12 protein-coding genes and 1 pseudogene are annotated in these 20537 nt (G+C 63.8%); 3 read left to right on the forward strand and 10 right to left on the reverse strand.

The features are described from left to right. Positions 1–2: 2 nt before the first annotated feature. Together BS329_RS35835 and BS329_RS35840 are read right to left on the reverse strand one after the other, a co-directional pair. On the reverse strand, positions 3–4190 hold the full coding sequence (locus BS329_RS35835; RefSeq protein WP_076167286.1) for an AAA family ATPase: 4188 nt from the start codon (positions 4188–4190) through the stop codon (positions 3–5). After that, positions 4183–5040 carry an alpha/beta fold hydrolase gene (locus tag BS329_RS35840; RefSeq protein ID WP_208619331.1) on the reverse strand — a complete coding sequence of 286 codons (858 nt, stop codon included), beginning with the start codon at positions 5038–5040 and terminating at the stop codon, positions 4183–4185. The genes BS329_RS35835 and BS329_RS35840 overlap by 8 nt, the downstream gene beginning before the upstream one ends. 162 nt (positions 5041–5202) lie before the next feature. Here BS329_RS35840 and BS329_RS35845 point away from each other — a divergent pair. Beyond that, a pseudogene (locus BS329_RS35845) lies at positions 5203–5913 on the forward strand (nSTAND1 domain-containing NTPase). On the opposite strand, the gene BS329_RS44890 reads toward BS329_RS35845, so the two are convergent. Together BS329_RS44890 and BS329_RS44895 are read right to left on the reverse strand one after the other, a co-directional pair. Continuing rightward, the gene (locus BS329_RS44890) at positions 5864–6364 is read right to left on the reverse strand and encodes a hypothetical protein (protein WP_076167289.1); all 501 of its coding nucleotides are present in this window, start codon (positions 6362–6364) and stop codon (positions 5864–5866) included. The pseudogene BS329_RS35845 and the gene BS329_RS44890 overlap by 50 nt on opposite strands. A 315-nt stretch (positions 6365–6679) precedes the next feature. After that, positions 6680–7399: an integrase core domain-containing protein gene (locus tag BS329_RS44895; protein WP_244197425.1), complete on the reverse strand. Its 720-nt coding sequence runs from the start codon at positions 7397–7399 to the stop codon at positions 6680–6682. Between the two features lie 1113 nt (positions 7400–8512). Between BS329_RS44895 and BS329_RS35860 the strand changes: the two genes are divergently transcribed. Together BS329_RS35860 and BS329_RS43005 are read left to right on the forward strand one after the other, a co-directional pair. Continuing rightward, the gene (locus BS329_RS35860) at positions 8513–9595 is read left to right on the forward strand and encodes an IS630 family transposase (RefSeq protein WP_208619332.1); all 1083 of its coding nucleotides are present in this window, start codon (positions 8513–8515) and stop codon (positions 9593–9595) included. A gap of 165 nt (positions 9596–9760) precedes the next feature. After that, entirely contained in the window at positions 9761–10060 is a 300-nt protein-coding gene (locus BS329_RS43005) for a hypothetical protein (protein WP_143253335.1), read from the forward strand. 638 nt (positions 10061–10698) lie between these two features. On the opposite strand, the gene BS329_RS35865 is transcribed toward BS329_RS43005, so the two are convergent. From BS329_RS35865 to BS329_RS35890, 6 genes are all read right to left on the reverse strand, one after another. Beyond that, a complete protein-coding gene (locus BS329_RS35865; RefSeq protein ID WP_076167292.1) occupies positions 10699–11214 on the reverse strand; it encodes a hypothetical protein in 516 nt (171 codons plus the stop codon). 51 nt (positions 11215–11265) lie between these two features. Beyond that, positions 11266–11454 carry a hypothetical protein gene (locus BS329_RS35870; protein WP_076167293.1) on the reverse strand — a complete coding sequence of 63 codons (189 nt, stop codon included), beginning with the start codon at positions 11452–11454 and terminating at the stop codon, positions 11266–11268. Positions 11455–12036: 582 nt separating this feature from the next. Continuing rightward, positions 12037–12483, reverse strand: a complete 447-nt coding sequence (locus BS329_RS35875) for a hypothetical protein (protein WP_076167294.1) — start codon at positions 12481–12483, stop codon at positions 12037–12039. A 243-nt stretch (positions 12484–12726) separates the two neighbouring features. Further along, entirely contained in the window at positions 12727–16200 is a 3474-nt protein-coding gene (locus BS329_RS35880; RefSeq protein ID WP_244197426.1) for a DEAD/DEAH box helicase, read from the reverse strand. A gap of 245 nt (positions 16201–16445) precedes the next feature. Further along, positions 16446–17231, reverse strand: coding sequence for a hypothetical protein (locus BS329_RS35885; protein WP_143253336.1), 786 nt, complete (start codon positions 17229–17231; stop codon positions 16446–16448). 22 nt (positions 17232–17253) lie between these two features. Continuing rightward, positions 17254–20091 (reverse strand): ATP-binding protein, encoded by a 2838-nt coding sequence (locus BS329_RS35890; protein WP_143253337.1) that lies wholly within the window; start codon positions 20089–20091, stop codon positions 17254–17256. Positions 20092–20537 lie beyond the last annotated feature (446 nt).

Consider the following 20537-nt stretch of genomic DNA (forward strand, 5'->3'; position numbering starts at 1 on the left):
ACTCAGATCCGCAGTGCGAGAATTCCTTGATTGGTCCCGACGATCAGCTTGTCGGCCGCCGCGAACGCTAGCGCCTTGATCTCGGCATCGAGGTAGACCGTACGAGGTTTGCCGTCCAGGTCCTCGATTTCGACAAAGTATGTACGCGCGATGGCGAAGCCGCGGCGCGCGTGGTAGGCGATCGCGGTTATGCTCTCCTTGCCGGATCTTTCCTCGAGCAGGCTCAACCCGGTACTCACCCGCAGACCGAACATACTCGTTTTCCCGTTCCCCAGCGTCCACAGCCGGAAAACACCGTCCTGACCACCTGCGGCCAGGACGTTCCTGCCGTCTGCCCTGGCGAAGACGGCCACCGCCGATTCCGGTTTCGCTTCGGTGAACGAACCGCGGACAGGGCCCCACAGGACACCGTGTTCACTTTCCGAACCGATGGGGAGACGTTCGACCCGGCCGGTCGCCCGCCCGACCGAGACGGCCAAGATCGGATAGAGATAGCCGACGAGTGGGCTGGTCATCCGAGCACCGGTCTCGAGATTCCACGCGTCGACCGAGCCGTCGCTGCCACCGCTGACCGCCACCAGCTGCTTGTCGGCGATCGTGCAGGCGACCGCCCGTACCGGATGACCGTGGTTCAACTGCCTCCTTCGCGCCTCGCCGGTCTCCAGGTCCCAGATGCGGATGACGCCGTCTTCGCTGCCGCTGAGCAGGATCGCCGTGCCCGCGACGCTGCCCACCGCGATCGCGCGTACTTCGGCCGAATGCCCCTCGAGCGGCTCACCGAGAGGTTTCCCGGTTTCGGCGTCCCACAACCGGATCGTCGCGTCGTCGCTACCGCTCACGACGACCACCCGGTTACGGACCCTGGCGATCGCGATGCACCGGAGGCCCCGGAGATGGCTGCTTTCGAAGGACTTGTCGCCGTTGTGGACGGCCAGGTCGTGTACCCGGACGGTGCGGTCGTCGCCGCCGCTGATCGCCAGAGGCTGGCCGTCGAGCCCGCCGAAACCCACCGCGTGGATACTGCTTTCGTGGCCCGCGAAGGAGTGGGCGAACTCGGAGCCGGTGTTCAGGTCCCAGGTGCGGATCTTCCGGTCGGTGTGGCCACAGACCACGATGAGCCGCCCATCCAGGTATCGTGCGGCGACGGCGCGGGCCGGATTGCTGCGGCTGTCGATGATTCTGCCGACCACCTCACCGGTCATCAGATCGAACGCGCCGATCGAGCCGTCCGAGCTGCTTGTCACGACGATCAGGCGCTCGGCGGTCTCGACGGTGTCCATCGCGACGACCGACGACTTTCCCCGGTTCCACTTGCGAGAACCCGCCTGGCCGCTGAGCAGGTCCCAGACCCGGATCCAGCCGTCGAGTGCGCCGCTGATGGCGAGCGGCCGCAGCCTGGTAGAGATCTTAACCGCCGTGATGCTGTCCTTGTGCCCCTCGAAGCAGGCCTTCGCTTGTCCGGTCGACAAGTCCCACGCCCGGACCGTTCGGTCGAACGAACCCGTGACGAGCGTGGGTACTCCGTCGACCTCGGCAAACGCCATCGCCCGGATCTGGTGTATGTGCCCGGTCAACGGCGCGCCGATGGGCATACCGCTGACATAGTCCCATAGGTGCACCTGCATATCGTCGCCGCCGCTGACCAGGATCGGCTTGCTCTCCAGCTCCCCGAGCACCACCGCGTGGACCGCGCCCCTGTTCGTTTCGATCGCTCGTTTGTCCGGAACCCCGGTGGCCAGATCCCACATCTTGATCGTGCCGTCCTCAGAACCGCTGACGACGACCGGATGACCGTAGGGATCACCTACGGCGATCGACGTCACCCGCGCCTGATGTGCTTTGACAGTCAGGTTTCGGCTGCGCCGTACCCACTGCGCCCACAAGGTACGCCAAGGTGGTTCCGGCCATTCCGCCGCGATGTTCTTCGCCAGAATGGTGGCGCGATGACAGTGTGCGGCCAGTTCGAGGTACGAGGCGTGCTCACCGACCGGTTTGTTCCACAGATGTTTAAGCGTCCTGCTGTAGGCCTGCGCCGCCGGACTTCGCATGGTGTCGTCGTCGGCGGCCAAGGCCGTCAGCAAGGGGGCGCGCTCGGCATTGAGCAGATACACCGGATCGGCCAGCAGGTTTTCGAGTGTCCCTGCCTTCTCCGCGTGGGTCGCGAGATGGCGCAGCGCGTAGGTGTGCGCTCGCCACCAGTCGACCTTCCCGTTCGCTGTCGTCGCACGGTCAATCCAGAACTCGAAGATGGCCTGATGCGAGGCCCGCTCGCCCCGGTCTTCTCGTAGATGCTCAGCCAGCGCTTCGTGGTAGAGCCGGTAAACCGAACGCTCTTTTTCCTCGGCCTCGATGACATAGAAGCCGGCTTTTTCGACAAGCCAATCGATATCCGCCATCGTGTAGCTCCGCCCGGCCAATACCGTGGCCTGCGCGGCCCAGACGTCTTCCCATGGCAAACCGCTACCCCGCGCATAGGCCAGTGGCGCCAGCAGGTCACGTGCCTTCGCCGCTTCGGCTCCGAGTCGCCCGTCGAGGTCCAAGCGCATTGCCTCGGCGGCGTAGCGGGGAAGCGCCGCTCTCCACCGATCGCTGTAGGGATTGGGGATGTCCTTGCGTAGCGCGAGACTTCGTCCGGTGATGAGTGCCACCAGAAAAGACTGTCCGGCTGCCGTTCCCACCGCTGTCGCGACCGCATCGAGCACATGCGGCGGAGCAGCGGAGTACGGCGAATCCGGGACCAGGTCGAGGAGACACCTCTTCACGTAGGTAGTGACACTCTCCGGATCGGCGTAGCGCTCGGAGTCGAGATCGAGCGCTTCGAACGGTCCGCCGAGCTTGCCGAGGAGAGGCGTACGGGTGCCGAGCAGCAACCGCAGCCTGCTGCGAGGCGCACCACGGAGAAGCGGGGAAAGTACCCGCATCACGAGTTCGTCGGCGTCGGTCGCTTCGTCGAGTGCGTCGATCACGGCGACGAACGGGCGTTGCCGATCCGCGAGTTCGGCGAGCAGGTCGCCCGGCGTGGTCGCTTCGATCTCGGCGTCCTGGCAAAGCTTGGCCAGTACCTGAGCGCTGGTCTGGCCACGGGCGTGGATGAAGGTGTCGATTCCCCTGCGCGGCGGAATGGTCTCAGGAGGCAACTGGTCCAACCGGGGTACCTTCTGCCGGTGCTGGGGATGCGCGAGCACGGTCAGCCGGGACAACAGCGCCGATTTCCCGGAGCCGGGTGCGCCATGGACCACTCGGCTGCGACCATCGCGATCGAGATCCCGCAACCAGTCGCAGAGATCCTTGAGTGCCTCGTGGCGACCTGTGAACAACCATTTGTCGGCCTGCGGACGGTCCAGCCCCTGTGCCCTGGGGAGAACATGGTCCTTCAGATCCCGATCACGTTCCTGCCGCCGTTCGTGGTCGAACTGTGTGCGGAGGTCGAGGCCGCGGAGCCAGGTGTTGAACCGCGGGTTGGGGAGGAACTTGCTCTCGCTTTCTCCCGCACCCAGCCGTTGCGCATGTTGCGACGGTGCCTTTTCAGGGTCCGAGTTGATCATCGAGACGACCGTGTCCAGTTTGAGGAACGGCACGTCGTGACCACCGCTGCCGCGATGCCTGATGGCGCGCTCCAGCGCTTGAGTGAAAGTCCCTGCCAGCGCCTCTTCGCTCGGCCGCGTCGCGGTCAAGATCTCGAAACCCGGCTGGTTCGCCAGTCCGCGAAGCCTGCCCAGCGCGGCGGTGCCGAACCTGCTAATCTCCGCGCCCGCCTTGCCTGCGTGGCAGGTGTCGAGAACGATGAGCAGTCGCTGTACTCGGCTGCCGACCCAAAGCCACCTGGCCAGGTCACCGGCCAGCAACCCGGTGCCGACCAGATCTTCTGTGGTGTCGACGAGCGGGAACAGGAACTCGCCGCTGTCATCCACTTGGCCATGCCCGGTGTAGTAGAAGACGACGTGGTCTTCGGACGTCATCGCCTTCGAGGTGACGACCTCCCTGATCCCCGCGCGGAGATCCGCGAAACGCATATCCGCCGTGAAACCGGAGGCCTGCCGGTACCCGAGCCCGGACTCGGGTGCCGTGAACAACCGCACCATCCGGTCGATCTCTCCCGAAAGCTCTGGTCGGTCACCGAGGTCGGGGCAATGCGGGTGCCGGGTGGTTCCGGTCGCGATCAGGATCCGCCGCGGCGGCCGGTCAGACATGACGGAAGGCCGCCGCGATCGCGCGGCCGGTGGCTTCGCTCGTCAGGTACCGCGTTGCGTCATGGGCTCGAGCCCCGCAATGGACGACCGTCGTCGAGACCCGATCACCGAAGAGGGGTCGCAAATCCTTACGCAGTGCCACGATGTCGCCGTCATCGACTATGTTCGACCATCCCGCCGCCGACCCGGGCCATCGACCCAGACCGTGTTCGTCGGCAGGCGGCCGCAATCGGTCGAAGACCAGGTTCCGGATGCCGAGCGGCGATCCCAGTGTGACCAGGGTGTGCACCGGCCATTCAGGGTGGGCACAGAGTGCTTCGTAGGCGACCACGGATCCCAGCGAATGGCCGACCAGAACCCGGGTGTCCGTGCCGACCGCGTCGGCGACTCGCTCGATGGCGGCTTTTCGGACGTGTTCATCGGTGAAATAGTTTCTGACCTGCTTGAGCGAGAAGATCATCGCTCGTTCCGCGATCCCGGCAAAGAATTTCGAATTGCTCAGCGCGTCAAGTGCCCGTTGGACCGACCTGGGCGTACGGGCCAGCGTCCGCTCCTCCGGGCCGACGAGCGCGGTGTCGTGGCATGCCGCGTGTTCCCACCAGGTCTCCAAGAGGCCGAGTTCGATCTCGTCTCGGACGTCATCAGCCTCATACCAAGGTATTTCGCTGGACAAGGTCCGTGAGGCAGGCCGGAACACATCGCCGTAGAAGGCGCAGATCAGATCGGCCGGCTCGAGACCGGCCCCCGCTCGTCGCAAGCCATCGAGCATGGCGGGGAACCAATTCGAATGCATGACCGCTTCCCCACGATATTCGTTGCCGATGCCGTGGACGCCAACCACCAGTGCCAAGATCCCTCATTCCTGACCGCGACGTGCTCCCAGACACCCTAGCGATAACTTCGTTGGCACGTCGACGGTCTCGACGAAGGGCGTCACCCACGACGCCGTCGGCATTCTTCACCTGGATGACGAGGTCGGCGTCGTGGACCATGTCGGGTGGGGGTGGGGTGGATGCCGCGTGAGGAAAACCCGTTGGCCGCCGGGAACGGGCCGTTGGTGGAGTTCGCACGAGATTTGCGGCTATTTCGGGAAAAAGCGGGTAAGCCGACCTATCGGGTGCTCTGTGCGCGAGCGCATTACTCGGAGGCCGCGCTGTCGCAGGCCGCCGCGGGGCGGAAGCTCCCCAGCCTCGACGTGACGCTGGCATACGTGCGTGCGTGCGACGGGGACACCGAAGAGTGGGAGCGTCGGTGGCGCGAGTTGTCGGTCGCTCTTCAGCCGCCCGCGCCGCCGGACCTGGAAGAGTCGCCGTACACGGGGCTCCCGCCGTTCCGGGCCGAGGACGCGGCTCAGTTCTTCGGCAGGGAAGCGCTGGTGGAGGAAGTGCTCGACCGGCTGACCCGGCATCGGGTCGTGGTGGTCGTCGGCGCGTCGGGCACCGGCAAGACCTCGGTGCTGCGAGCGGGGGTGACGCCGTAGCTGGCCGGGCCCACCGTCGTGCTGACGCCGGGGCCGCATCCGCTCGAGGAGTGCCTCATCCGGCTGGCGCGCCTGGCGGACACGCCGGTCGCACGGCCGACGGATGAACCGCGGGGACTACACCACGTCGTCCGGCGGATCGCCCCCGAAGAGCGCGAACTGGTGCTGGTCGTCGACCAGTTCGAAGAGGTGTTTACGCTCTGCGCCGACCGCTGTGTGTCAGCAGCCGCTTGTCGGGGCTGAGCGCCAGGTCGGCGCTGTCGCCCTCGGCGGTGTAGGACAGGAGCACGTTGGTCACGGTGTCGCCCTGGGACGCGGCACGCTGCGTGACGCGGTCAGTGGCATCCCGCACGTAGGCGACATCAGCGGCATCAGGGCCGACAGTGCGGGCTGTGAGGCGGCGTTCGGTGCTGTCCCAGCCGAGGTAGGTGGTGGACCCGCCGGTGGTGAACTCGACGGTGTTGCCGTGGGAGTCGTATTTGATCCCGGTTGTGGCGTTGGCTCCTGTGGTGGAGAGGAGCCGGTCCGCTGCGTCGTAGCAGTACGCGGTTTCAGCCGTGCCCGCGGCGGTCTGGTCGAGCAGGCGGACGCGGTTGGTGTTGAGGCCGGCGTTGGCTTGTGTGCCAGCGGGGCAGGCTGCGGAGGGCGAGGTGAAATCGTAGGTGTAGTGGTGGCCGGGGACGTAGGCTTCCACGAGCCTGCCGGCGCTGTCGTAGCTGTAGTTCGGGCCATCGGGCCGTGCGTCGGTGCGGCCCTGTGATTCGTCGACGATGGTCCCCGCCCGTGTCCGGGTTACTTCGGACGTGATGGTGCGGTTGTCGCTGGTTTTCCAGGTCAGGGAGCTGGTCTTCCCTGCTGGGTCCGCTCCGATCCCTGTCAGGTTGGCGCCGTTGGCTTAGGCCACGGTCGCCGCCTCTCCCGCGTTGTCGTAGGTCGCTGTGGCGAGGGTGGTGGTGCCCAGTTTGACGGTGAGGAGGCGTGTGGGTGCCGAAAATTACGTCCATGCATGTCAAGCGGCATGCATGTACTCATGGAGGACTCCGCCGAGTCGGTCCTGCCGGCGTATCACGAGGCGTTCGATCCGGTCGGGTTGAAGGGCTTGCGGCCGGGCTCGCAGGGGTGCCGCGGCGGCCAGCGATCGGTGGGTTCGATGCTGGTTGCAGTGCTGCTCGTACTCGCGCAACGCGTGCCGGAGGTGGGTCTCGTTCCAGATCAGCGTGCGGTCCAGCAATTCGGCTCGCAGCGTCTTCACCCAGCGCTCCATGATCGCGTTCATGCGAGGCATCCGGACACCGGTCAGCACAGGGGCGATCTTGGCGCCGCTGAGGATCTCATCGATCAACGCACGGTACTTGGCATCGCGGTCGCGGTTGAGGAACCTCGCTTGCGCAACGCGCCCAGCATCCGCTAGGTCCATCAACATATCGCGGACAGCCTGCGCTACCCAGGCATGGGTAGGACGCGCGGTGGTACCGATAACACGGACCTGCCGGCCAGCGTGGTGGACGGCAGCCAGGATGTACTGCCGCTGCCCGGTAAGGGTGACGGTTTCGATGAAATCCATCGCCAGGATCGCCTCCGCCTGGGACCGCAGGAAGTCAGCCCACCTGACGGTCGCCCGTAGCGGGGCCGGATCGACACCGTCGGCCTTGAGGATCTCCCATACAGTGGAGGCTGCGACCTTGACACCGAGCAGGGCGAGTTCGCCGTGGATGCGCCGGTGCCCCACGAGGGGTTCTCGGCCGCCTGACGGAGGACAAGGCGACGGATCGAGGCAAGAGCACGCGGACGCCCAGGCCCACGATTCACGCTCACACGGGCATGACGGTGTTTCACCAGATCGCGATGCCACCGCAGCACCGTGTCCGGGCTGACCACAAGCCGAAGCCGACGCAACACCCCGCGCGACAGCGGCACCAGCAACGCTGAAAGGAACATCCTGTCCTCAGGCCGAAGTCGCGGGCGCTGGTCACCGAGGTGTCGTTGCAAGATGGTCAGTTAGTGGCGCAGGGCAAGGATCTCAACGTCCCTCTCGCGGTCGGTCATCGACAGCAGCCGCAGCACGGCGAACACGTGGACAACGACGAGATAGACGAAGCGAACCAGCACAAGACGCGATCATGCCGGACCGCGAGCAGTCATCCACCGACAGCGCTTGACCTGCACTGACGCATTTGTCGGCACGTACAGTGCTCGGTTCTGGCGGTGAGCACGAACCGCTCGACGGGCAGTTCGCCCGTGGGCAACGCAGACGAATCCTTACCGTATCGATGCCCACGTCGGCCAGGCCGGCATCGCACGAGGCCGCGAACTGGCCGACACGGTCGCGGATCAGCAATCTGAACTCATCGACTCGATCACCGAGATCCATTACGAGGCCGCGGATCTACTGGTTAGTCAACCGCCGTCCGGTTCGTGGCCGTGCCGAGGACTTGGCCATAGCGGCTGCCGACCTCCAGAACGGCGAACTGTCGGACCTAGCTGGCAATCTGGTGAGATGACAACGAATTCGAACGCTTCAGCCGACGGAGCAGGTCAGCGCAAGCAACTACCAGCCGCGACACTCGCCGCGCTTTGGACCGTCAGCAATGGTCAGTGTTATGCGCCGGGATGCTTGATCCCTGTGGTACTTGAGGTCCGCCCCGGAATCTACAGAAAGAACTCCCAGGTAGCCCACGTTTATGGCGTCAAGCCGGGCGCAGCCCGTTACCGGAAGAACATGCCCACACACGAACGAGATGCGTTCAAGAACCTGCTGTTACTCTGCCTAGTGTTCCGTGATCCTCTTTGGTTTACGTGGTGTTGACGGGGCGTGGTGTTGGCTGGCCCGGTGGAGTTGACGATGGGCCAGCGGGACGAGTTGCAGGGTTTGGTGAACAGCCCGGATGTGGCGGCCACGGTGGGCACCAGAGCACGGATTGTGCTCTGGTGGGCCGAAGGGCGACTGAAGAAGGACATCGCCGCCCTGGCGGGGGTGTCGCGGCCAACGGTGGATCTGTGGCTTGCCCGCTATGCCGCAGGCGGGCTTGCCGGGTTGCTGGACCATCGCCGTGGTGCGGGCCGTGAACAGGTGTCCGCGTCAGTCCGCGCGCGGGTACTGGCCCTGTCCCGGACCAGTCCGCCGGCGGAGACCGGGTTGTCGCACTGGTCGTCGCGGGAGCTGGCCGCCTACGTCGCCCGCACTGAGGGCGTGTCCATCTCGCATCACTACGTGGCGAAACTGTGGCGGGACAACAAGCTCACGCCGCACCGGCAAGGCACGTTCAAGATCAGCAAGGATCCCGAGTTCGCGGAGAAAGTCGCCGACATCGTCGGGCTCTACCTGGAGCCACCGGGCGGGGCGGTGGTGCTCAGTGTCGACGAGAAGACCCAGGTGCAAGCCCTGGACCGGACTCAGCCACTGCTGCCGATCACCTTCGCCGCGACCGAGAAACGCACTTATGACTATGTCCGTCACGGCGTGACCAACTTGTTCGCGGCGTTGAACGTCGGCACCGGTGAAGTGTTCGGCGAGTGCTACCCGGTCCGCGACGGCGCGGCCTTCCTGGCTTTTCTGAAGGCCGCCGTGAAACCCCATGCGGGCAAGGAAATTCACGTGGTGCTGGACAACCTCTCCACCCACACCACTCCCGATATCCAGAGCTGGCTGGCCGCGAACCCGGACGTGCGGTTCCACTTCACTCCAAAGGGGGCCTCGTGGATCAACCAGATCGAGACCTGGTTCGGCAACATCACCCGTCAGTCGATCCGGCGTGGCACCTTCACCAGCGTCACAGTGCTGATCAAGCAGATCCGCGACTACATCGCGCACTGGAACACCAATCCCGCGCCGTTCACCTGGACCGCTACCGCCGACGAGATCCTGGCCAAGGTCCGACTCGTCCAAGCCAACATCAAGAAACTGGTCGACAACAACGGGAAGTAAAAGCATCAGGATTACGAGACACTAGCACATCACACCGAGGTCGACGACGACGAGAAACGCTACCCACCCGAAACACTCCATAGGTGGAAGACCATTCACGAAGGTGCCGACAATGCCATTCTTGGAAAACTGACCGTAAATAACCCGGAAGCGCTCCTAAATTACTTGACGGAGATTGCAGAGCCGCCACTCTCTCGCCTAGAAGCCATTACTGACCGACTGGAACAAACTGGCACTGCCAGCAGTGAAACAGTCGAGGAACTTAAGCAGATTGTCGCCACAATGTCCGGCTCGACGGGCGGCATCGACACTGTCGCAGCCCGCAACCTGGCCTTTGCTGCCGAACTCCTCGGCACAAGCGACTTCAGTCGAAGCGCCACACTACTTGCTTCTGCTGCTGAACATCTTCCCGATGTCGCCACTCGGATAATGAACGCCGCAGACCGCCTGAGTTCGCTCCAATAGGGCTACGATGCACTCGCTCGACGAGAGTTAAACCTTCGTCTATCCAGTTCACACCAATCCGACCATCCGGTACACCGATGCGAGAGCAGGCACCGACGGCGCTCCGACGAAGGAACATCCAAGCTCCTCCAACTGAATGAAACGGCAGCTACGGAATGGAGAAACGGCAGCTCTGGACTACCGCACATGCTTCAGCGGACGGCAAACTCGACGAACAGAAGTGGCCGGCCGGTCCACGAGTCGAACCATCGACGTGGCCGTGGCGTTCGCCGGGGCGGCCACCCAGCCGGGAGTGATGGTGCATCTGGGCCAATCGCCTGGCTGACGAACCACTTCGTGTCCTCGATTGATGCGGAGGCCGGGCTTCCGGTGGCTCCCATGAGGCCGCTTGACCATGACCACCGCCTTCTGACAGGCAGATTTGGCGGTATAGCCCCAAGGCCCGGACAAACACTACAACTCCACGGACAGCCGCGGTCGGTACAGCATCCGGATGTACAACGGCTCCTCGTGCAACGGTCAGTCATTCGCGCTCTGCTCGGGCACGCAGGTCGCGAAGACCAAGTTCGTGGTGTACAGCTTCCGTCGCTCCTGATTGCGAGACCGCGCGGTCTGCGGGTCCACGCGGCCTTGTCGGGTCAGCCGGCGCCGGACGACATCAGTTCGCGCCACCTCTCCAGTCTTCTTTCCCGCCATCGGGCAACGGAACCCTCACGGTCTCCGGGTACGCCATGGTGAACCCACAACGTGATGTCACCGACCGTGAAACTGAACTTTCCGGTTCCTGGAGGCTGCTCTTCGGACGGCACGACGGGTCCCCCCTCGTCGCTGACCAAGCTCGCCGCGCGAACCGCGGTACGGATCTCCGCTCGCGTGGGGCGACGTCCCAGTTCTTCGTCCAGCTCGCCGCCGAAGAACATTTCGGTATTGGAGATGTCCTCGAAGTCGTGCGCAAAGTCAGGGCAATCAGTGCTGACTTCCTTTACTGCGTCGTCCAGGTCGACCCCGGCTTCGGCCAGCTCCCTCTGTCGCTGACGACGCCACTTGTCCCCTGCCGCGAACTTCGGGATATCCTCTCGTGCCGCGATCTTGGGCGGCAGGCTGGTGTCATAGATCGCGACGTATCCGCAGAGTCTGCATCGAATCGGTTGCATGCCCTGATATCGGCCGCGTACCCAACCGCGACAGCGCACGTTCAGGTGAAATCAGCGTCGCCGCCGAAGCCCGCCGGTAGCCAGCCAGCGACGTGCTTCACGCAGAGCAGGAGCGGGGAGGTCCTGGCCGGCCACCGCGCTTGTGGGCTTCCAGAGGAAGACCAAGGTGGCCAGCAGCCCGAAGAGACCGCTACCACTCGTGGCCACGACGGCGTTCGCGGCCATGGTCCCGTCGATCATCTCACTGCCCTCCCCCGGCGGTGTGGTCGGCGGACTTTTCTATGCCCGTCGAGCGGCGCAACCCGAGGTCCCGGCGACGTCCTCTCGGCTGAACCGGCTGTGCTTGCCGAACCGGCGATGCGGGAAACGCTGCGGGTACCGAAAACTGTGTCAACTCATGCCACCTGCTGATATTCGTGCACCAGTCCGCCAAGTCGATCACGCCGACGAACCCGTCCGATGCCAGTCGTCTGGTCGGGGACCTGCCCTCAGTCGGGCGATTGTTGGTCCTGGAGCGATGGGGCCGATGGTGGTTGAAGTTGGTCGCACTGAGTGGTGGCTCCACACCCGTGAAGCCACCACCTGAAGTGCACTAGCCGCCCCTCGCGTGGCATATCGCCGAGAAATCGCAAGTCGGAACCCGGGCGTTCAGAATCCGCTGTGCGGATGCCCAACGGGGTTACATCGGGGGCGCCCTGGTACGGATGATCGGGCAGGGTCACCCAGCCGGTCGCGGTGAGCTCCTTGACCTCGACCTGCACCGGACGCCAGGTCGTCGGTGCTGCACCCGGAGCGTGACGGACGACATCATCGAACAGCCAATCAGACGCGATCGCCGACAACACCCCCGGCGAGGCGGCGAGCGCAGCCTTTAACGGCGGAGCGTCGCACAGCCGGAACGCCAGCGTCATCGACGACGTGACACCCGTGCTCGTCGTAATAGATCTCACCTGCGTGCAAAGCGATCCGCAACCGGATCCGCTGTACGTCCGGATGGGTGGCGTTGTGAATCCGCAACCGGGTCACCAACGCGGGCAGCACCGACTCGATGAACGCCGCCTTGTCTACACCTCCTGGCGCGAGCAAAAACAACCCATCCCCGCGATCCTCCCTATAGCAGTTTTTCCACACCGCCCCGGACGCGGCGAACGCCATCTCCATGACCTTGTAGAGCCCCTCGCGGACAGCCCGCTGATCCGGCCCGGTCCGACTCCGATCCCCAAATCCCTCCACATCGACGACCACTATCAAGCCCGCCGAGTCGATCACGTCGACGAACCCCGTCCGTCATCCGGTCGGGAACCTGCCCTCGGTCGGGCGGGTGTTGGTCCAATGAGCAATGGGGTCGATGCTTGTTGAAGTGATCGACATATTCGGCCAGACTTGCCGCCTGGCATCCCGTCGGCGTTGCTCGAACGGCTCTTCCTTACCGGGTTCGGAGCTCCGTCGAACCGAGCGACCAGGTTGCCAATCTCTACCCTCAAAGCCAAAGCGCGACTCTAACCGAGTCACCTAGTCCTGGATGGGCATGGAGGAAGGAAGGTTGGCTGCCAGAATGTCGAAGTGGCGGCACTCCGACCACGCCCGCCGGTCACCGATGACATACAGGCGCCGCTTCGCGCGGCTGACCGCGACATTGAGCAGGTTGGGTTTACTGGAGGCCCAGTTACGGGCGCCGGGACGGTCAGGCGCACTGCCGAGGACGAGAATGACGATGTCGGCCTGCTTACCCTGAGAGGTGTGGACGGTGCCGGCCACCAGGCCATGATGCCGCCGAGCCTTGGAGCCGACCTGACGGGCGATGTCGCGAAACGGGCCGATAACCATCACCTCGGACATGTCGAACTTCAGCGCGCTGAGTGTGTCGAGGATGCGGTCGAGCTGACGACCTTCATCAGGGATCCAGTGACCGCGAGCTTCGTTGGAAAGCACGTCGATCCACTTCGACTCCGGCAACGTCGGGTAGGCCTCGGTGAACCTCTGGCCCGCGGCCCCGGCCGTGCCGTTAATCATAAGTCCGTCATAGGCGACGGCGTTGACGATGTCGAACATCGGCTGGTCACAGCGGCGGTGGACCGTCAAGGGGACACCAACCCAGGTTTCACCTTCGTCGTCGGGGATCGAGGTACCCAACGCGGTGAGGCGGTCGGCCAGACGCTGGACCGAAGTCGTGCTGGTCGACCACCGCTCCTCGACACCGAACTCGAGACGAATGGCTTGCTCGGCGCGGAAGGGCAAGGCGGTGATCGGCTCCAGCTGGAGTGGGTCGCCGACCACCACGGCGCGCTGCGTACGCCACAACGCGCCAACGGCATCTTGCGGTTTCGCCTGCCCAGCCTCATCGATGAGCAGCCAGCCCAGAGCTTCCTTGCCGAGATGCCCGAACAGCCGTGCATACGACGCGAATGTCGTGGAAACCACGGGAACCACGAAGAACAAGCTCTGCCACGCGGCCAGCACGGCCTGGTCAGGTGCGTCGCGGGGCACCTCACCGCTGAGCACATCCATCGCGGCTTGGAGGTTGCGTCGCATGGCCGTGGCGGCATGCCACAGAAACGCTTTGTGTAATGCCAAAGCCGCGAAGAACAGTTCGGTGCGTTCGGTGTTCCACTCAGCGTCTGTCCATAGCGCGGTCAGTTCTCGGCGACGACGGTCGCCCCACCAGGTGCTGTCGGGGTAGTGATCGCCGAGAGCCGAAGAAGCTTCATTCAGGCGGTCGTCGAGAATTGCCAGTTCCCGCTCAGAAGCCAACAATGCACGCTCGGTCTCGGCCTGTACCTGCCCGGCCATGGTGATTTCCTGCTCGGCCAGTGCGACCAAGCGGCGGGCCTGCACAAGTGGCTCGTAGTGGACCTCTCGCAGAGGAATACCGGCTGACACCGCCCGTCGAGCCGACTCCAGTTCCACAAGTGCCGCGTCGACGGCCCGCTGCGCGACCAGAATCTCCTGCTGGGCCGCGTCCCAGCCCCGTTGTGCGGTATTGACCGCATGGCTGGCGTTCTTGACCTCCATCGCCAACCAGTGGTCCTTCAGCGACCATTTCCGCCTCGCGGCACCGAAGGTGCTTATCTGTTCCCACAGCCCCGGCCGAGTCGCCTGGTGCGCGTCGCGCGCCCGCCACCGGCCGTCCAGCTCGCTTTCCCTGGACCTCAGCGCACGCTCGGCGCTGGCCTCACCGCCAGGGCCCAACCGGTCAAGTTCGGCACGCCGCTGCTGGAAGAATGACTCAGCGACTGCCACGCGTTCGTGGGCGGCCTGTTCGGCCGCGGCCTGGTGTTCCCGGGCAACCTGGGCCGCTTCGTGCGCCCGTTCCCGTTCCAAGATGACCGCGGCTTCGCGATTCCTCCGGGCCTTGGCACCTCGTTCGATGGCTGCCCGCACTGAGCTCCGCCGGACTACCAGCTCGCGCTCCACGTCCACTCTGCGTTGGATCGTCTCGTACACCTCGGCCCGTTTGGCCCTGGCGGCTTCCACTCTGAATTCGACGGCCCGGAAATCTGCCACCGCATCCGACCATGATCGGTCCAGCGTGGTCTGTTCGTAGCCCTTCAGCACCGCCAGGAGACCGTGCCATGTGCCGTCCTCTTCCGGCTTCTCTGGAGTGTGGTACCAGAAGGTGTTGACGAATCGGCTGCGGTTGGCTTTCTTCCCCAGCCGGGCCGCCACCAATGCCCACCCCTCGATGCCCGGGTCGTCGGCCTGCCCGCTGTCCTTGTCAGGTGCGAGCAACGCAGTGGCGATCTCGGGAAAGTAGTCGACGCCGGCTGCGACTTCCCGCCAAACCTCATCGATCGCGTCCGCAGCCGGAATCTCATCGGTGACGTTCTGCACGGCACCGTTGTTCGCCGAAGCGACCACCATCTCGAAACCTGTCAGCTCAGGTCGCCAGATACTCAGCACTCGTTTCCGCTGCTGGGTCCGCCAGCTCAATCGCTCGCTGGTAAACGCTTTGCCAGGCTCCGGCAGGTCTGCCAACCTTCGTGCTCGCTCCACCACAAGACCGGCCACGAGGTCACGCAGCATAGTGGTCTTGCCAGTACCGGGCGGACCGTTGACCCCCACGATCCCTGACGTGCCTGTCATCTCAAGCGCCGTGCTCACCGCCAGTTGCTGGTTCAACGCGAGAGCATGCTCAGGCTGACTCGGCCAGCGCCCAGCGGCGACTTTGCCCGGAGCTGTCTCATCCAGCACCACCTCGACCTGTTTACGCACATCGACACGTCGATCGACAGGGAGTTGCGCTTCCGGCCGCAGGTACTCGCGGAGTACGGCTCCGGCGTTCCCCTTAGCCGTTTCCTCCGCGACCATCCCCAGGTCACTCATGATGAAGCTGTTGAGAAACTCGTGGCCTGCAGGATTCTCCGCGTTGCGTTTGGCCACGATCTGGCTACTGATGCGAATCTCCTCCACCGACAGTGCCTTGTCGGTCCCCGCCGCGGTAATCGCCGCCGCCAGGCAGTCGGCGAGGGCAGTCCTGTCGAGGAGGCGAGGGATGTACTGCGGTGGTGCGTCGACATCACCAATGCTGACTTCGTCGGTCACCACGTCTCGCAATAGCTGCGAGAAACCCAACGTCGCGTCCTGGAGTTCCGCCAGCCACTCTTGACCACAACCTTGGTCACGCACCACTTGCCCCGTGGCCCAGGCGCAGCTCGATAGCACCTCCGAGTCCAGCAGAGCGCGTCCGTCCTGACCGACCATGAACGCGGCGACCGCAGTGTCACCAGCCGGGCGCTCGTCATAGCTGTCCTGATCTGGCTCGAAAACTCTCGAGAGCACCTCGAAAACCTCGTCTAGGCGGTAGATACCCAGGTAGACGACGTGTCGCCAGGCTTGGTTCGGACGTAGTTCCCACTGGGCTAGAGCGTGGTCTGGTTCCCAGGGCAACGGCTGCCCTGGCTGGACCGCGAACACCAACCGCTCGCGGTCGACCTTGTCCACCTTCTGCGGGCTGAACATCTCCACTGTCCGCCAGTACTCGACCACCGCCGCACGCCTGGCATCCTCCCCCGGCCCCAACTCAGACTCCGTTCGTCAGACACGTCACTTGCCACCGTCGAAGATCGTAGCGGTCCCGCTCCGGCGAAAGTCGGTTTAACTTCCCGACGTAGCGATCATCTGGGACAGCGAGGAGAACTTGGTGTTCTCGCATCGACAAACCGCTCCGACCTCTACAATCTCACCAGCCCGCCGACGAGCTCGGCGCCGCCCGGGTCCCCGCCGTCGAGTTCTCACCTGAAACCTGAATAAGGCGGCGCCGCGCAGTACAGGAAATGGCCACTGAGCCATTCCAGCACCTCCACCGAAAGCGTCGACGGGCTCGTCACAAGTGCCTCTGTGAGCTGGCAGATGGACTGCACCTGAGGTGGCATCTCGGCGAGAGCTTGCCTCCCCCGGCCGCTTCTTCTCCAGGCAGGATGGTCTGGATTCGAGAGGAGGAGACCGATCCGTCCGACGACAAGAGGCCAAGCAGGCATCCCCTTGTGGTCGGCTCCATACATCACTGCCTTACGCACAAGGTATGGCTGGAGCGGGTCGTCTACGCACGTATGATCACCCAAGCCCATCAACGCGTTTGTCCTGTCCTTGGCATGTCGCGCATATTGCCCCAGGAATCCGTACCCGAGATCCTGTAACGTCCGGCCGGCCGCACCTGCCCACGGCCGCGCACGATCCAGGACATGCTCCTCGAAGTCGATAAGGCCGAAGTTCCGATTCTCGGCGGTCAGCGCAGCGACCGCCACATCGTGGAGCGCAGTCGATTCGGCGAACATTACCGCGTCGCTCGGTCCTCGGCGGCCGGCATGCATGTCCTCGACGGGACCATTCCGCCACACTTCGATCACCAGGCCCACAGCCATCGCACACACAATTGCCTCGCCATCGGTAATGCCTGCTTCTTCGCAGCGTGAAGCATGATCTTCGCCGAGGCGCGCGAGCATCTGACAGTTGTCTCGGTTGCCACGGCAGGAAAGACCTGCGAGCGGATTCTCCACTCTGTCAGACTCGTTGGTCACGTTCCTGGTTCTCCTGCAGGTTTCAACGGATGGGGATGTGGCCTTGGGCTCTGAGGACTGCCTCGCTGAGCAACTCGCGTTCGCGAGGGCTGGCCGCGAACTCGACCAACATGCCGGGGTGGCTGTTGTCGAACTTCGCAACCCATTCCCCGAACCCAGGTTGCTGAAACGATGGTGCCAGCTGCCAAAAGCCATCCTTGATCGGCGCCGCAAGTTTGTCCGGCAGGGTCTCTGCCAGAAACTCCATCAAGTTGTCAAGATCGACGAGCATCGCGGTTGCAACCCTTAGCTCGCCGGGATTCGAGTTCCGGATGGCACTGAGGAGCCGGCTGGTCGCAGCGCTGCCTGCTTCGAAGCTCCGCGTCAGCTCGCTGAACAGCTCGTCGGCATCGAGCTTGCTCAAGTTCCGATGATCCCACCGCAGACGGCGCCACGCAGCGCTGTTACTCCACTGTCGTTTGGAAATGGACACAAAAAAGGCGAACACCGCGACCAGGACCAAGACGCCGTGAATGTTCTCTCTCGCGGCTGCGGGCGCAGGGACGCCGATGGCGACGGTAAGGAGCAAGATGCCGCAGGTAACGCCTGCGATCACACGGCGTGGCCACAACCACCGAGCCACCCATCGCCGCACATCGGCTGCTCGCCGAGCAGCCATCACACCTTCCGTCCACGCCACCTGGAGCAGTCCGATGTGGGGCAACCACATGAGTCTCGAGGTGGCACCGAACGCAGCAATGTAGCCGATAGCCGCTGCCGGCCAGGTCAAGAGCCAGGAAGCCACTGCCGCGGTGAACCCGACCGCGAAGTCGAAGGTGATGATCCCCGCGACCACCTCGCGGAGCCCAGTAATACCGTTTGCCGCAACCAGCACCACGGCGATCAGGAACAACACGACGACCACGCGCGCGAACCGGCCTCGTGACCGATCGGGCCTGAGTCCATACCTCAGGAACACGACCGAAGCGACGATCAATGCGGCAGAGAAGGGCGTCCGCACGGGTTCCCGCACAGAGATCGCGACAGCAAAGACAACAGCGCCGTATGCCGCGATCCGAAATACCTTTGCGAGAGCAGCCGTCGCGTTCACCAGGTCTCTGTCGTATCCAGGCCGAGACGCCCCCAGTAGCACCCCTGGAGTGTGACCATAGAAGACCATGCACACCAGCACAGCCAGCCGCGCCGTAAACGTCAACTGCGAGAAGACGCCCGCACATACCAGTAAACGTTCCACAGCGAGACGAGTGGAGGAGCTGTCACCCGCCAGTACCAGTCGATCGGCCGCTACACGGGCGGTTTCCATGTCCGCAACTTGGAGCACAGATGCCGCAGCCCGCTGCTGCGCCTTACCTCCACTGAAGACGGCCCGCCGGATGAGGCGGCCAGCAGCCGCGCGCAATTCTTCAGAAAGGCGAGCCGCTTCCCTGTCAACGGGAACTCCGCACCGCAATACCTCCAAAGCCCGCAGAGTCTGCTGCGCCCACCGAAAAGTACCGGACACCTCACGCCCGTCATGGTCACTTGCTGCTGGATCTAGGAGAACAACAGTCTCGATCGCCGCCATCAGCGATGCCGAAAATTCGGCCGACTGACGACGCAGCGCCGTCGACAGTACCGCGAGCCATTGCGGAGAATCGAGAATGGATACGACGTCCAATGTCGCATGAGTCTTGACCAGGTATCCCGCTGCGAGATGCTCCTGGATGACACCGGCCCGAAAATCGAACCTTCCACGGAAAACAGTTCCGATACCGACACGCGTCAGCGACTGAGTTATTTCACCCTCGCCGACAACTTCTCCGTTTTGCACACGAAAGGCAATCCACTCGGCCGCTTGACGAATCTCGACTGCATCATCAAGCTCGTCAAAGCTTGCCTGAATGAGCAAATCGATGAAATCGTCGTGCGACGGTGCCGCAATCCTTGAAAGCGCAGAGCGATGACGAGCAACCATCGCTAGGATGGCCGGCAGGTCTGCGATTTGCGCCAGTTCTGGATCACCATCCAGCCTGGCCATCAGTTCGCCATACTCAACCTTTGTCATTCCGTGACGGCGCAACAGACGTTCGCGATGGCGCCGGTTCGGCCGCCCCACCTCGACGATCAGATCCGCCATCTCAAGACTTGACCTGGAGGCAATCACCGCATGGTTGCGCGAGTGCCGTCGCACCAAGCGCATTACTTCGTCCATATAAGACTTCATGGATTCCGAAGGCGACGCCGCTCCGAAATCCAGGACGAATATGCATCGGATCCGTGGATCAGCTCGCTCGAGCAGCCCTGCCACTGCGGCACGGAGGTGGATATCGTTATCAAACGACGACAGAAGGTGATCACGAACGATCTCAGCTGTTACAGGGCCGGCGAAGTCGCCCATTTCCGCGAGATCTACGTACAGCACGACGGTTTCCGGCCTCCGACTGCGCTGTGTGCGTCGCCAATAATCGCGAGCAAGCGCTCGGAGCGCCATGCTCTTACCGGATCCCGCCGGACCGCAGACGACCGTTAGATCGGTCTCGGCCACCATCTGCACGTTGAGCGGCCTTGTCCGCCGAGTTGGTCGAGCAACCGAACGGACCCCAAGGTCTGCATACTGATCGACGGTGAACCCATCACGGCGATCACATTGCTGTACCACCTGGTCAGCCACCCGCGCGATGCGAGCCAGCAGGCGCCGATCGGGACTGGGTACCAGAATCGCCAACGCCAAGCCACCAAGCAGAAGCACAGCGCCTGCCCCGCCGACGATCGCCCACACGCGCCCATGCTCACTCAACGGCGAGATCCGCTTGACCAGCAGCGTCCCGACCGCCGTCGCACACAACACCACCCCAAGGAGCGCGACGGTTAGTCCGACCACCGGCCGGAATGACCTATCAGTGGCCCTCCCGCGCCGCGTGATCTCCAAGGCCAATGCAAGAACCCCGGCTACCGAGGACAGAACTGCGAGTACCTGCGCTGCCGCCTCCCCGACATCCGTCAAACCCAGCAGTCCCCTCTTCCAGTTTGCCGTCGAGCAACCTGACGTTACCTCTTTTCGGTCGATAAATTGTTGATCCTTGTTTCGACGACCTGCCCTGACTACCACTTCTTGTGCATCATCCGGGCGGAAACCACGTCAGGAGATGCGGAAATCGCATGTTCTGTTCTGTGATGCATATGAAAGCGCAACCGGGCTAGCTGCCAGAACATCGGCGTGTCACCCCTGACCAACCAGCGGGCGCCCTTTGAACAACTCGGCTTCGCCGCCAGACGTACGCCCGCTCAGGCCTGCAAACCGCCGCGCGGCTTGTGCGGCCAGCAGAC

The sequence above is a fragment of the Amycolatopsis coloradensis genome, from assembly GCF_001953865.1.
Taxonomy (GTDB): Bacteria; Actinomycetota; Actinomycetes; order Mycobacteriales; family Pseudonocardiaceae; genus Amycolatopsis; species Amycolatopsis coloradensis.